The 13,006-nt window shown below is 71.7% G+C and carries 14 protein-coding genes; 6 read left to right on the top strand and 8 right to left on the bottom strand.

Going from position 1 to position 13,006, the window contains the following annotated elements; genetic code table 11:
* The first annotated feature begins 228 nt into the window (after positions 1 to 228).
* The gene (locus ACQVFL_RS12350) at positions 229 to 1,098 is read left to right on the top strand and encodes a PAC2 family protein (RefSeq protein WP_396694143.1); all 870 of its coding nucleotides are present in this window, start codon (positions 229 to 231) and stop codon (positions 1,096 to 1,098) included.
* Positions 1,099 to 1,238: 140 nt separating this feature from the next.
* Positions 1,239 to 2,030: a GntR family transcriptional regulator gene (locus ACQVFL_RS12345; protein WP_396694145.1), complete on the top strand. Its 792-nt coding sequence runs from the start codon at positions 1,239 to 1,241 to the stop codon at positions 2,028 to 2,030.
* A 58-nt stretch (positions 2,031 to 2,088) separates the two neighbouring features.
* On the opposite strand, the gene mshC is transcribed toward ACQVFL_RS12345, so the two are convergent.
* From mshC to ACQVFL_RS12325, 4 genes are all read right to left on the bottom strand, one after another.
* A complete protein-coding gene (mshC, locus tag ACQVFL_RS12340) occupies positions 2,089 to 3,321 on the bottom strand; it encodes a cysteine--1-D-myo-inosityl 2-amino-2-deoxy-alpha-D-glucopyranoside ligase (protein ID WP_431729397.1) in 1,233 nt (410 codons plus the stop codon).
* Between the two features lie 66 nt (positions 3,322 to 3,387).
* Positions 3,388 to 4,206, bottom strand: coding sequence for an SCO1664 family protein (locus ACQVFL_RS12335; protein ID WP_396694149.1), 819 nt, complete (start codon positions 4,204 to 4,206; stop codon positions 3,388 to 3,390).
* A complete protein-coding gene (locus ACQVFL_RS12330; protein ID WP_117229826.1) occupies positions 4,203 to 4,778 on the bottom strand; it encodes a DUF3090 domain-containing protein in 576 nt (191 codons plus the stop codon). Before ACQVFL_RS12330 ends, ACQVFL_RS12335 begins: the two co-directional genes overlap by 4 nt.
* Positions 4,779 to 4,830: 52 nt before the next feature.
* On the bottom strand, positions 4,831 to 5,544 hold the full coding sequence (locus ACQVFL_RS12325; RefSeq protein WP_431729396.1) for an MSMEG_4193 family putative phosphomutase: 714 nt from the start codon (positions 5,542 to 5,544) through the stop codon (positions 4,831 to 4,833).
* Between the two features lie 649 nt (positions 5,545 to 6,193).
* Between ACQVFL_RS12325 and ACQVFL_RS12320 the strand changes: the two genes are divergently transcribed.
* On the top strand, positions 6,194 to 6,775 hold the full coding sequence (locus tag ACQVFL_RS12320) for a hypothetical protein (protein WP_431729395.1): 582 nt from the start codon (positions 6,194 to 6,196) through the stop codon (positions 6,773 to 6,775).
* A gap of 121 nt (positions 6,776 to 6,896) precedes the next feature.
* On the opposite strand, the gene ACQVFL_RS12315 is transcribed toward ACQVFL_RS12320, so the two are convergent.
* A complete protein-coding gene (locus ACQVFL_RS12315; protein WP_396694815.1) occupies positions 6,897 to 7,733 on the bottom strand; it encodes an undecaprenyl-diphosphate phosphatase in 837 nt (278 codons plus the stop codon).
* Entirely contained in the window at positions 7,730 to 8,782 is a 1,053-nt protein-coding gene (locus tag ACQVFL_RS12310; protein ID WP_431729394.1) for an LLM class F420-dependent oxidoreductase, read from the bottom strand. The genes ACQVFL_RS12315 and ACQVFL_RS12310 overlap by 4 nt, the downstream gene beginning before the upstream one ends.
* A 147-nt stretch (positions 8,783 to 8,929) precedes the next feature.
* Here ACQVFL_RS12310 and ACQVFL_RS12305 point away from each other — a divergent pair, with 147 nt between their 5' ends.
* Both ACQVFL_RS12305 and ACQVFL_RS12300 read left to right on the top strand, forming a co-directional pair.
* Entirely contained in the window at positions 8,930 to 9,901 is a 972-nt protein-coding gene (locus ACQVFL_RS12305) for an aldo/keto reductase (RefSeq protein ID WP_396694819.1), read from the top strand.
* Between the two features lie 59 nt (positions 9,902 to 9,960).
* Positions 9,961 to 10,155, top strand: coding sequence for a DUF5703 family protein (locus ACQVFL_RS12300; RefSeq protein WP_396694821.1), 195 nt, complete (start codon positions 9,961 to 9,963; stop codon positions 10,153 to 10,155).
* Positions 10,156 to 10,244: 89 nt separating this feature from the next.
* Here ACQVFL_RS12300 and ACQVFL_RS12295 read toward each other — a convergent pair whose 3' ends face one another.
* On the bottom strand, positions 10,245 to 10,898 hold the full coding sequence (locus tag ACQVFL_RS12295; protein WP_396694823.1) for a hypothetical protein: 654 nt from the start codon (positions 10,896 to 10,898) through the stop codon (positions 10,245 to 10,247).
* Between the two features lie 19 nt (positions 10,899 to 10,917).
* Entirely contained in the window at positions 10,918 to 12,246 is a 1,329-nt protein-coding gene (locus ACQVFL_RS12290) for a M20/M25/M40 family metallo-hydrolase (protein ID WP_396694825.1), read from the bottom strand.
* A 107-nt stretch (positions 12,247 to 12,353) separates the two neighbouring features.
* Between ACQVFL_RS12290 and ACQVFL_RS12285 the strand changes: the two genes are divergently transcribed.
* A complete protein-coding gene (locus ACQVFL_RS12285; protein WP_431729393.1) occupies positions 12,354 to 12,953 on the top strand; it encodes a hemerythrin domain-containing protein in 600 nt (199 codons plus the stop codon).
* The last annotated feature ends 53 nt before the right edge of the window (positions 12,954 to 13,006 follow it).

Here is a 13,006-nt window from a genome sequence, read left to right as displayed (position 1 = left end):
CACATTGTGTCGCCGGGATCACCTGCCCGCTTTCGCCCACTATGCGCGCTACACCCGGCCCCTCCGGCCGCCACCGGCCGTGGTGACGGGCCGGGGATCCGGCGCGGCCGACGGGCCGGGTACGGGCGCGGCACGTAGGCTGACTGATGTGAGGGACATCAGCGACACCACCACGCACGGCGGGCGGCCGACCGAGGCCGTCGGCGACGAGCAGGGTGAGGTGACGGCGTGACCGAGTTCGACGGGTTGCCGGTGCTGCGATCCCCGGTGGCCATCGCCGCCTTCGAGGGGTGGAACGACGCCGCCGACGCCTCGACCGCCGCCGTGGAACATCTGGAACAGGTGTGGGAGGCACGGCCGATCACCGAACTGGACCCGGAGGACTTCTACGACTTCCAGGTCAGCCGGCCCACCATCACGATGTCCGACGGTGCCACCCGACGGGTCGAGTGGCCGACCACCCGGTTCACCGTGGCCAGCCCCTCCGGCACCGAACGCGACGTGGTGCTGATCCGGGGCATCGAGCCCAGCATGCGCTGGCGCACCTTCTGTGAGCAGGTGTTGGAGATCTGCCACAGCCTGGAGGTCGAGCGGGTGGTCCTGCTCGGCGCGCTGCTGGCCGACGTGCCGTACACCCGGCCGCTGCCGATCAGCGGCAGCGCCTCCGACGCCGACGCCGCCCGCCGCTACCAGCTCACCCCCACCCGGTACGACGGACCGACCGGCATCGTCGGCGTGCTGCACGACGCCTGCACCCGGGCCGAGGTCGACGCCGTCTCGTTCTGGGTGCACGTGCCGCACTACGCCAACAACCCGCCCTGCCCCAAGGCCACGCTCGCCCTGCTGCACCGGGTCGAGGAGGTGCTCGACCTGCCGGTGCCGATGGCCGACCTGGCCGAGGAGGCCGCCGAGTGGGAGCAGCGGGTCCGCAGCGCCGCCGAGCAGGACGCCGAACTCGGCGAGTACGTCCGTGAGCTGGAGGAACGCGTCGGCGACGCGGGCATCACCCCGTTGACCGGGGACGAGATCGCGCAGGAGTTCGAGAAGTACCTGCGCCGCCGTGGCGGCTCCGCCGGCCCGACCGCCGGCTCCTGGTAGCCGACTTCCCCCTCTCCGCGCGACGCCCCGGACACGTGATCGTGTCCGGGGCGTCTGTTCGTCGACCTCTGTCGTGTCGGGGTGGCGCGGCCCACACCCCGTAGGGCATCCTAGGAACCTAGCTGATAGGGGGTCGGGGAATGCAGATCAACCCGGGTGCCGCAGAGTTCCCGCACCGGCAGATCGCCGCACAGCTCAAGACGCAGATCCGCCGGGGCGACTGGGGGCCGGGTGAGCGGCTACCGTCCATCCCGGCCATCGCCGAGATGTTCGGCGTGGCCAAGCAGACCGTGCAACGCGCCGTCGACCAGCTCCGCGTCGAAGGCATCCTGATCACCAAACCCGGCTCCGGCACGTACGTGCGCGGCACCCGGCGGCGACTCAACCGGCTCTCCCGCGGTCGCTACGGCGGCTTCCGGGGCTACCACACCGACCTGGCCGCCCGGTACCGCCAACAACTCGTCGCCGTCGGCCGCTCCCCCGCACCGCCCGAGGTCGCCGACGCGTTCGGCGTACCCGACGGCACCGACCTGCTCTGCCGCCGCCACCTGGTCCGCACCGAGGACTCACCGGTCGAGGTGGGCGCCTCCTGGTTCCTGCCCGCCGACACCGCCGGCACCACACTGGAACGCGCCGAGGCCTTCGGCCGCCCGCTCTATCAGGAGGCGGAGGAGGCCACCGGACGCCGGTACGCGACCGCCACCGACACCATCACCGCACGCCAGCCCAGCCGCGAGGAGGCCGAGACCCTCCAGATCCGGCCGGACACCCCGGTGCTGCACCTGCTGCACGTGGCGTACGACGCGCACCGCAAGCCCATCGAAGTCGCCCAGGCCACCTGGCCCGGACCGGTGACCACGCTGACCGAGGAGTACCCGATCCCCGCCCCCACCAGCGCCCCCGACCCCGACCCCGGCCTGGTCCTCGGCTGACCCCCACTCCTCGCAGCAGGATGCGGCGGGTGCGGGGCAGGGCGCGGCGGGGCGAGGGTCAGAGGCGGATGCCGAGGAGGGCGTCCAGGGTGGTGGCGAACAGGGCCGGGGCGGCCGGATCGTCGGCCGCACCGGCGAGGGTGCGTTCGGCCCACTCGTCGGCCAGGCGCACCGCCCCCGGGGAGTCCAGGTCGTCGGTGAGGCGGTCGCGTACGGCGGAGAGGAAGGTCTGGCCGGACGGCCCGGCGGGAGCGACGGCGGCCCGACGCCAGCGGGCCAGACGCTCCTGCGCGGTGGTCAGCAGGTCGTCGGTCCAGGAACGGTCGGCGCGGTAGTGGCCGGTGAGCAGGGCCAACCGGACGGCCATCGGGTCGACCCGGTCGGCGCGCAGCCGGGAGACGAAGACCAGGTTGCCGCGGGACTTGGACATCTTCTCGCCGTCCAGGCCGATCATGCCGGCGTGTACGTAGTGCTCGGCGAAGGGCAGCGTGCCGGTGAGCCGTTCGGCGTGCGCGGCGGAGCACTCGTGGTGCGGGAAGACGAGGTCGTTGCCGCCGCCCTGGACGCCGATGGTGGCGCCGAGCAGGTTCAGCGCGATGACGGTGCACTCGATGTGCCAGCCGGGGCGGCCGGGGCCGAGGTCGCCCCCGGGCCAGCAGGGTTCACCGTCGCGGGCCCCGCGCCACAGCAGCGGGTCCAGCGGGTCGCGTTTGCCGGCCCGGTCCGGGTCGCCGCCGCGCTCGGGGAAGATCTCCAGCATCTCGGCGCGGGACAGGTTGGACTCGTAGCCGAAGCGCGGTGCGGTGGAGACGTCGAAGTAGACGTCTCCGGTGCCGTCCTCCAGACGGTAAGCGGCGCCGTCCTTGAGCAGCAGCAGCACCTTCTCGGCGATGTCCGGGATCGACTCCACGGCACCGACGTAGTGGGCCGGCGGAATGATCCGCAGCGCCTCCATGTCCTCCCGGAACAGCGCCGTCTCCCGCATCGCCAGGACCTTCCAGTCCTCGCCGTCGCGTTCGGCGCGTTCCAGCAGTGGGTCGTCGATGTCGGTGACGTTCTGCACGTACCGCACCTCGTGGCCCGCGTCGCGCCACATCCGCTGCACCAGATCAAAGGTGATCATGGTGGCGGCGTGTCCCAGGTGTGTGGCGTCGTACGGCGTGATGCCGCAGACGTACATGGAGGTCGGTCCGTCGGTCGGGTGCACACCCTGCCGCGCCGAGTCGAACAACCTCAGCGGCCCACCCCTGCCCGGCAGCCGCGGCACCTCGTGCCCCACCCAAGACTCCATGACCGTCAGCCTAGCCAGCCGACCGCGGGCGTCACGCCGGGCTCGTCAGTGATCAAGCCGACATGGTCACACCGGCGGCCACGGCACGGCCGGCCAGTCGTGGGACGGCTGCGGGAAACGGCACTCCCCACGCAGCCGCCCGATCCGGGCGGCCAGCTCGGCGATCTCACCGATGGTGAGGTGGTCGGCGAGGTCGTCACCGAGCGGACCGGCGACCTGGACGGCGAGCCGGTCCAGCGTCTCGACGGCGTCCGGCGGCAACTGTCGGCCGGCCCAGCCCCACAGCACCGTACGCAGCTTCTCCTCGACGTGGAAGCTGACGCCGTGGTCGACGCCGTACAGCCGGTCGTCCGGACCGACCAGCACGTGGCCGCCCTTACGGTCGGCGTTGTTGATCACCGCGTCGAGCACCGCGAGTCGCGCCAGTCGCGGGTCGTCGGCGTGGGCCAGCGCGTACGCGGTGCCGTCGTCGTCGCGGGCCGCCGCCACCGGGAACCAGCGGGGCGGTACGGCGTCGGCCGGCACGAACCCGACGAGCGGTTCGGCGTCGTCCGGCTCGTCGATCCACAGTTGGCAGGAGCCGGGGCCGAACGGGCCGTCCCGCAGCACCGTGGGCGGCACCAGGTCCCAGCCGCTGGCGGCGGAGACCAGGTAGGCGGCCACCTCCCGGCCGGCGAGGGTGCCGTCCGGGAAGTCCCACAGCGGACGCTCACCGCGGACCGGCTTGTAGACGCAGCGGGCGGTCACGCCGTCCAGGGTGAGGATGCCGCGCAGGGTGGTGTTGGAGGCGTCGACCAGCCGGCCCTCGATGCTCAGGTCACCGTCGCGCAACAGCCGCAACGCCGCGCCACCGTCCTGCCGGGGTGCCAGGCCGGACGAGGTCACCGGTGGTAGCCGTTGTTCCGGGGGCAGAGGTGACCGGCCGGGTCGAGCGGCTGGCCGCACAGCGGACACGGGGGACGGCCGGCGTTGACCACGCGCCGCGCCCGCTCAATGAACTCGCGAGTCGCCTCGGGCGTCAGCCGGACCCGGAGCCGGTCGAGGTCCTCGTCCGGCTCGACGTCGTCGGCCTCGTCCTCCTCCGACTCCCCCAGCTCCAGCTCACTCTCGGTCTCGCCGACGGCGATCGCCTCGATGACCACGGTCGCGGAGTCCGCGTCGAAGGCCAACCCCAGGGTGCCGACCCGGAACTCCTCGTCGACCGGCGTCTCCAGCGGCTCGTTGTCACCGAGCGAGGCGGGTGCCTCGGGCAGATCGACGCCGAAGCGGCGCTGCGCCTCGGTGAGCAGTTCCTCCAGCTTCTCGGCGAGCAACGAGACCTGGACCTTCTCCAGCGCGACGCTGACCACCCGGCCGCCGCCGCGGGCCTGGAGGAAGAACGTACGCTCCCCCGGCGGCCCGACGGTCCCGGCGACGAACCGCTCAGGCGGCTCGAAGGCGTGCACCTGGTGCGTCATACCCACGACCCTATCCGGCGCCCCCGCACGCCGCGCACCCCACCGACCCGAGTCACCGCACGCCGCCCGCACCGCCGCCCACGGCGGCATCCGAGTCCGTCGGCCGGGCGGCCCGGCGACGCCGCTTGCGGACCGGAGGCACCAACCCGGACAGGTCGCCGCCGACGTCGTTGAGGCGTACCAGGAAGGGACGCAGCGGCGTGTAGCGGATCGCGGTCACCGACGCCGGGTCGACCACGATCCGCTGGAAGAGATCCAGGTGTACGCCGAGCGCGTCGGCGACGATCGCCTTGATCACGTCGCCGTGGCTACAGGCCAGCCAGACCGCCTCCGGGCCGTGCTCGGCGGTGATCCGGGCGTCCCAGGCGCGTACCGCCGCGACGGCACGGGCCGCCATCTGCGCCATCGCCTCCCCCTCGGGGAAGACCGCCGCGCTCGGATGCTGCTGCACCACCGCCCAGAGGGGCTCCTTGGCCAGCTTCTTCAACGGCTGGCCCTCCCAGGTGCCGTACCCGCACTCGATGAGCCCGTCCTCGACGACCGGCGCGGCCTGCGGCAGGGCGAGTTCCAGGGTCTGCCGGCAGCGGATGAGCGGGCTGGTCACCACGGCGGCCAGCGGCAGACCCCCCAGGCGCTCGCCGACGGCGCTGGCCTGGGTCCGACCGGTGTCGTCCAGTTCGACCGGCTGCCGACCGGCCAGTCCGCCGTCGGCGTTGGCGGTGGTGCGTCCGTGTCGCAGGAGCAGAAGTGTCGCCACCCGCACCACCCTAGGCCCTCACCGCCGCCCGCCCCGGCCCGTCCCGCCACCGACCCGAACCCGACATTCCTCGCGAACGGCACGCATACCCCGCCGCGCCCGGAGCCGGCTGGGGTTGGTGTGTAAGGAAGGGGCACCTTGCTAACGCCTGATGCATAGCAGGGGACCCCTCCTCACATCCCCGCCCCGCGCAGAACCCCGAGGTGGGTGGATCTGTTGTCGCTGGAGCGACAACAGATCCACCCACCCCTTCTGCCTCTTCCCCGAACCAGCCAACCCACCTGAGCGATTTGTCCGCAAAGTCCAGTTTGGTGGTGGAATTCTCGGCGGCCCGACGTCGTTGTAACGAGGTACCGGCCACCCCAGGACCGGCCACCCAGGTACCGGCGAGGCCGAGCCCACGCGTACCGACGGCAGTGTCAGACCGGGCCACGGCAACGCCACACGCGGCGTCGCGCGGCGGGAATCATCGAACCCCGCCGGCCGTTACACCTGGACCGCGCGTCGACAACCGGCTCACGCCCCGCGCGGAGCCAACACCCCGGACCTGTGAGCAGCCAGCCCGACCCGGGCCCTGCCTCCCCTGATCGTTCACCAGCGCCAGACGGCGTCGGCACCACACCCCCACGGTGCCCTACCCCCGAATGGAGCTACCCCCATGAACACCATGCTCCGCAACAGCGTCCTCGCCATCGCCGGACTCACCGTCGCCGGCGGCCTCGCCGCCGGACCCCTCAACCACGACACCACCACACCCACCAACCCCATCGCCGCCGCCGTCCAAGCCGACAAGCCCGACACCGGCACACTGATCCCACACGGCGTCCAAGGCACCCAGTCCCACATCGACCTGACCGACGAGCAGATCGACAACGCCAAGGCCATCATCGCCGCCACCAAGAAGGCCGACATGAACGAACGCGCCGCCGTCATCGCCATCGGCACCGCATTCCAGGAATCCAAGCTGGAGAACCTCGGCCACCTCGGCGCCCGCAACGACCACGACTCACAGGGCCTGTTCCAGCAACGCCCGTCCAGCGGTTGGGGCACGGTCGAACAGATCACCGACCCCGAATACGCCACCCTCGCCTTCCTCAAGGGCCTCAAGCAGGTCGACGGCTGGCAGAACATGCCGCTGACCGTCGCCGCCCAAACCGTCCAGGTGTCGGCGTTCCCCGACCACTACGCCCAGTGGGAACAGCAAGCCGCCGACCTCGTCGCCGCACACTGGAACAGCTGACCCCCACCCGAACACGAACACGACGGCCGGCACCCCCAGCCCGGGGGTGCCGGCCGTCCGCGTTAGGAAGGGCCCCCTGCTATACACCACGCGACAGCAGGGGCCCCCTCCTTCCATCAACTCAGGTGGCGCTGATGGTGCCGGTGAGCAGGAGGGCGAACACCAGGGTGCCGACCGCCACCCGGTAGAGCACGAAGACGTACAGGGTGTGGTGCGCGACGAAGCGCAGCAGCCAGGCGATGGCCGCGTACCCGACGGCGAAGGCGATCAGCGTGGCGACCACCATCTGCGCCACGGTCGGCGCCGAGGTGCCCGGGGCCGCTGGCTCGAAGACGTCCCCGAGGCTGAAGATCCCGGACATCACCACGGCCGGGATGGCCAGCAGGAACGAGTAGCGGGCCGCCGTCTCCCGGGTCAGGTTGAGGAAGAGACCGAAGGTCAACGTCGCACCCGACCGGGACACGCCGGGGATCAGCGCCATCGCCTGGGCGAAGCCCATCACCACGCCGTCGCGCATCCGGAAGTCCTTCAACGTCCGGGTCTGCCGACCCCAGTACTCGGCGAAGGCGAGCACGAAGGCGAACACGATCAGGGTGGTGGCCACCACCCACAGGTTCCGGGCGGTTTCCCGGATCTGGTCCTTGAACAGGAAACCGAGCGCCCCGATCGGGATCGAGCCGACGATCACGTACCAGCCCATCCGGTAGTCGAGGCTGGAGCGTACGGAGGAGTCCCAGATGCCGACCGTCCAGGTGCGGCCGATGCGCCAGATGTCCTTGGCGAAGTAGAGCAGCACGGCCGCTTCGGTGCCGAGCTGGGTGACCGCGGTGAACGACGCCCCGGCGTCACGGTCGAAGAAGATCGCCGAGGTGATTCGCAGGTGCCCCGACGAGCTGACCGGGAGGAACTCGGTCAGGCCCTGGACGATGCCCAGGACGATGGCTTCGATCCAGGTCACTCCCCGACTCCCGAGAGTTCCAGTGCCTCGGCCACGGTACGCAGGGTCTGCACCCCGGTGTCCCGGTCGCCGGCGAAGAGGGTGACCGACAGGGTGGTGACGCCGGACTCGGCGTACTGGCGCATCCGCTCGGCGATCCGTTCCTTGGGACCGAGCAGCGAGGTCCGGTCGATGAACTCCAGCGGCACCGCCGCCGCCGCGTCGCGCTGCCGCTTGGCCAGGTAGAGGTCCTGCACCTCGCGGGCGGCGTCGCCGTATCCCATCCGGGTCGCCAACTGGTTGTAGAAGTTCTGCTGCCGGCTGCCCATCCCGCCCACGTAGAGGGCGGCGTACCAGCGCACCAACTGCGCGCACGAGTCGACGTCGTCGCCGACCACGACCGGCACGGACGGCACCACGTCGAAGCCGACCAGTTCCTTGCCGACCTTGGCCCGGCCGGCGCCTACCGCCGCGAGCTGTTCCTGCGCGAACTCGGGGGCGTAGAAGACGGCCAACCAGCCGTCGGCGATCTCGCCGGCCAGCTCCAGGTTCTTGGGACCGACCGCGGCGAGGTAGATCGGGATGTGCTCACGCGGCGGGTGGAAACCCAGCCGCAGCGCCTTGCCGGGACCGTCGGGCAGCGGCAACTGGTAGAACTCGCCGTCGTAGGCGACCTCCTTGCGGGCCACCGCCAGCTTCACGATGTCCACGTACTCGCGTGTGCGGGCCAGCGGCTTGCCGAACCGTACGCCGTGCCAGCCCTCGGAGACCTGTGGGCCGGAGACGCCCAGGCCGAGCCGGAACCGGCCGCCGGAGAGCGCGTCGAGGGTCGCCGCGGTCATCGCGGTCATCGCGGGCGTACGGGCCGGGATCTGCATCACCGCGCTGCCGATGTCGATCCGCTCGGTCTGCCCGGCCATCCAGGAGAGCATGCTGGGTGAGTCGGAGCCGTACGCCTCCGCCGCCCACACCACCGAGTAGCCGAGTCGGTCCGCCTCCTGAGCCATGGCCAGATGATCCGCCGGCGTGCTCCAGGCTGTCTGGTATCCGAGGTTTAGCCCGAGTCGCACAGAGTCCTCCCCCATCCGCAGTCGCATCAGGTTACGCAATGCCGCCGAGAGCGAGGATCACCGGCTCACCCGAATCGCCGTGCGTCTGGGCAGACTCGACGGGAGCGAGGATATCGGTTCGGCCCTCGTTCGAAATAAGGTTCACCCATGCAACAGCGACCGCTCGGCCGAAGCGGGCTGGCGGTTTCCCGGCTCGCGCTCGGCACCATGACCTGGGGCCGGGACACCGACGCCGACGACGCCGCTGCGCAACTGAAGAGCTACCTGGACGCGGGTGGCAACCTGATCGACACCGCCGACGTGTACGGCGACGGTGACGCCGAGTCGGTGATCGGCTCGCTGCTGGGCACGCTGGTGCCCCGCGACGACCTGCTCATCGCCACGAAGGCGGGGTTGCGCCCGGGTGGTCCCCGCCGCCGTGACGGCTCTCGGGGACACCTGCTGCGTACGCTCGACGCCTCGCTGCGACGCCTGGGAACCGACCATGTCGACCTGTTCCAGGTACACGGCTACGATCCGGTCACGCCGCTGGAGGAGACCCTGGCCGCGCTGGACCACGCGGTGGCCAGTGGGCGGGTCCGCTACGTCGGCGTGTCGAACTTCTCCGGCTGGCAGACCGCCCGGGCGGCGGCCTGGCAGGCGGCCTGGCCCGGACGCGCCCCGGTGGTCGCCGCCCAGGTGGAGTACTCCCTGCTGGAACGGGGTGTCGAACGTGAGGTGCTGCCGGCCTGCGAGGCGCTCGGGCTGGGCGTGCTGCCCTGGTCGCCGCTGGGTCGGGGGGTACTCACCGGCAAGTACCGGCACGGGCGCCCGGCGGACTCCCGGGCGGTGTCGCCCCATTTCGAACGCTTCGTCGCCACCTACCTGGAGCCGCGCTGCTCCAGCATCGTGGAGGCGGTCGCCACCGCCGCCGGTGGCCTCGGGGTCTCCCCGCTGGAGGTGGCGCTGGCCTGGATCCGGGACCGGCCCGGCGTGACCGCGCCGATCCTCGGCGCGCGGACCTCCGGGCAACTGCTCGGCGCCCTACAGGTGGAGCGGATGACGCTGCCGGAGGAGATCACCACGGCGCTGGACGACGTCTCGGCCCTGGAGGTCGGATACCCCGAACGCGACGGGTGAGGTGCCCGACTTCCGCCGAGGGTGGCGCGCGGCGGCTCCGAATGGGCAGCATAGGGCTCATGGACTACGAGTACGCGCCGCTGCGGTTACCGCCGAACGTCGACCGGTTGACCGCCGCCGCGCAACTGGCGATCCAGGCCGAGTTCAGCGGGTGGGAGTTGGCCCGGGTACGGCTGTTCCGTGACGGCACCCGTCAGGTGGTGCTGCGCCGCCGCCTGGCCAACGGCTCCCCGCAGCCCGGCCTGTCCTACTGACGGGACGCGGCCAGGCCCACCCGGCGGTGGGTAGATCTGTCGCTGCTCCGGCGACGACAGACGTACCCACCACCGAAGGACACGTGGGGTCAGTGTACGTGGTCGTGCTCGTCGTCGAGCTCCATGAACGGGTGCTCGTCGAGTCGGCCGACCAGCCGGTCGTCCGCCGCCGGCTGGAACGGGCCCACCGGGTCGTCGTCGTCGAACGACTCCAGGTCGACCGGGGTGCCGACCTCGCTGACCATCACCACGCCGTCGAGCGGCTCCAGCTCCGGCACGTCGAGCGCGCCGAGCGAACCGTCGCCGCTCTGCAGCAACTCCAGCACCGCCTCGCCGACGCCCTCCACCGGCGGCACCTGGTCCTCGCCGGGGGCGCCCTCGCGGCGGGCCGCCTCGGCGACGCGGATCAGCGCGGAGACGCTGGGTACGCGGTAGTCGCGGCGCTGGCGTACCGAGATCACCTGCGGGTGCGGGTCGGTCGGCTCCACGCCCTCGGCGCCGCCGAAACGCTGGTCGGCCTCGTTCGGGTCGATCGACTCGACGTCCCACGGAGTCACCTCACCGAAGGCGTCCATGAGTTGCTCGTCGTAGGCGAACGACGCGTTGTTCAACGCGACGTACGCCTGCCAGACGTCGTCGTCGTCGATCCGGCCCTCGGCGGCGCGGACGGCGGCCAGGTGGTGGCGGGCCGCTTCGATCACGCGCTCGAGTGCGGCTTCCAGCTCACCGTGCTGGTCGGTCATGAGGTGTCCCTCTCACTTACTAACAGGTGCGCAGGAACCGGTCGAGAACCCGCACGCCGAACTGTAGTCCGTCCACCGGTACCCGCTCGTCGATGCCATGGAACAGCGCGGAGAAGTTCAGGTCGGCCGGCAGCCGCAGCGGCGCGAAGCCGAAACACCGTACGCCGATGTGGGCGAACGCCTTAGCGTCGGTGCCGCCGGAGAGCATGTACGGCACCGGCCGGGCGCCCGGATCCTCGGCGACCAGCGCGGCGGACATCGCCGCGACCAGATCGCCGTCGAAGGTGGTCTCCAGGGCGGGCTGGCGCTGGACGTACTCGATGGCGATGTCCGGGCCGACCAGCTCGCGTAACTGCCGTTCCAGCAGCTCGGACTGGCCGGGCAGGCTGCGGCAGTCGATGGTGGCGCTGGCCCGGCCGGGGATCACGTTGTCCTTGTAGCCGGCGGCGAGCCGGGTGGGGTTGGCGGTGTTGCGGATGGTGGCGCCGATGATGTTGGCGATCGGGCCGAGCTTGGCGATGGCGGTCTCCGGGTCCTCCGGGTCCAGCTCGATGCCGAGCACCTCGGAGACCTCCTCCAGGAAGGCCCGTACGGTGTCGGTGACCACCACCGGGAAGCGGTGCCGGCCGATCCGGGCCACCGCCTCGGCCAGCGCGGTGACCGCGTTGTCGTCGTGCACCATCGAGCCGTGCCCGGGCCGACCCTTGGCGTGCAGCCGCAGCCAGTCGATGCCCTTCTGCGCGGTCTCGATCAGGTAGAGCCGCCGCGACTCGTCCACCGTGTACGAGAAGCCGCCGACCTCGCCGATGCCCTCGGTGCACCCGTCGAACAGCTCCCGGTGCCGGGTGACCAGGTAGTGCGCGCCGTACTCGCTGCCGGCCTCCTCGTCGGCGGTGTACGCGAGCACGATGTCGCGCGGCGGACGGACGCCGGTGCGCTGCCAGTGGCGCACCACGGCGAGCACCATCGCGTCGAAGTCCTTCATGTCGATGGCGCCCCGGCCCCACAGGTAGCCGTCGCGCAACTCGCCGGAGAACGGGTGCACCGACCACTCGTCGGCGTCGGCGGGCACCACGTCCAGGTGGCCGTGCACCAGCAGCGCGCCCCGGCTCGGGTCGGCGCCGGGGATCCGGGCGATCACGTTGGCCCGCCCGGGGGCGGACTCGTGGATCTGCGGGGTGATGCCGACCTCGGCCAGCTTCTCGGCGACGTACTCGGCGGCGAGGCGCTCGCCGACGCTGGTGGCGTTGTCGCCGGTGTTGGTGGTGTCGATGCGCAGCAGGTCCCGGCAGAGGTCGACGACCTCGTCGGTCGGCGCGGGGAAGGCGGGGTGCGCGTCGCTCGTCATCGCCCCTTCATACCAGCCTGCCGTTTCGGCCCGGGTGAGTGCGGGTACTGCGCGCGCGTCCGAATGCCATATCATCGTCGCTCCGCCCGCCCAGCCGAGGAGGGACCGTGTCCGTCCACCTGCCGCCGCTGCCACCGTCGACCGGCGACGGTTATCAGCCCGCCGGGCAGAGCATCGCCGCCACCATCGCCGAGGAGCACCAGCAGTTGCTGAGCCTGACCCGGCGGCTGGTCGAGCCCGGCCCGGATCCGGCGCACGGTCGGGAGATCCTGGTCGCGGCGCTGTCCCGACACCTGGCGGCCGAGGAGCAGTGCCTGCTGCCCGCCATCCGGCAGGCACTGGAGGACGTCGACCAGCCGGTCGCCGACGTCCTGGCCGGCGACGCCGCGCTGCTGATGGCGCTGCACGGGCTCGACGACGACCGGCTGCCCATGGTCGCCAACCTGCTCGACGCGCACGTGGTGGCCGTGGACGCCCTGGTCGAGCGGCTCTGCGCGGCGGCCACCGAGGAGGAGCTGATCCGGCTCGGCAACCGGTTGGAGATCGCCGAGGAGGCCGCGCCGACCCGGCCGCACCCGGGGATCCCGCACACTCCGCCGTGGAACCGGATCGTCGAGCCGGCGGTGGCGCTGGTCGACAAGTTCCGGGACGCGGTCACCGGCCGGCACACCCAACTGAGCGAGGTCGCGGAGCCGCCGCAACGCTGAGTCACCGCCGACATGTTCATGGTCGTTGATCCGTCCGGGCCCTTCCGCCGGAT

The sequence above is a fragment of the Verrucosispora sp. TAA-831 genome (assembly GCF_050780145.1).
In the GTDB taxonomy this organism is placed as follows: domain Bacteria; phylum Actinomycetota; class Actinomycetes; order Mycobacteriales; family Micromonosporaceae; genus Micromonospora.
The sequence above is the reverse complement of the archived record's forward strand: the minus strand, read 5'-3'. Positions and strand labels throughout refer to the sequence as shown.

Excerpts from the sequence above, each read along its gene's own strand:
- ACQVFL_RS12345 (WP_396694145.1), top strand. The coding sequence starts at position 1,239 with ATGCAGATCAACCCGGGTGCCGCAGAGTTCCCGCACCGGCAGATCGCC.
- mshC (WP_431729397.1), bottom strand. The coding sequence starts at position 3,321 with ATGGAGTCTTGGGTGGGGCACGAGGTGCCGCGGCTGCCGGGCAGGGGT.
- ACQVFL_RS12330 (WP_117229826.1), bottom strand. The coding sequence starts at position 4,778 with ATGACGCACCAGGTGCACGCCTTCGAGCCGCCTGAGCGGTTCGTCGCC.
- ACQVFL_RS12320 (WP_431729395.1), top strand. The coding sequence starts at position 6,194 with ATGAACACCATGCTCCGCAACAGCGTCCTCGCCATCGCCGGACTCACC.
- ACQVFL_RS12305 (WP_396694819.1), top strand. The coding sequence starts at position 8,930 with ATGCAACAGCGACCGCTCGGCCGAAGCGGGCTGGCGGTTTCCCGGCTC.
- ACQVFL_RS12300 (WP_396694821.1), top strand. The coding sequence starts at position 9,961 with ATGGACTACGAGTACGCGCCGCTGCGGTTACCGCCGAACGTCGACCGG.
- ACQVFL_RS12295 (WP_396694823.1), bottom strand. The coding sequence starts at position 10,898 with ATGACCGACCAGCACGGTGAGCTGGAAGCCGCACTCGAGCGCGTGATC.
- ACQVFL_RS12290 (WP_396694825.1), bottom strand. The coding sequence starts at position 12,246 with ATGACGAGCGACGCGCACCCCGCCTTCCCCGCGCCGACCGACGAGGTC.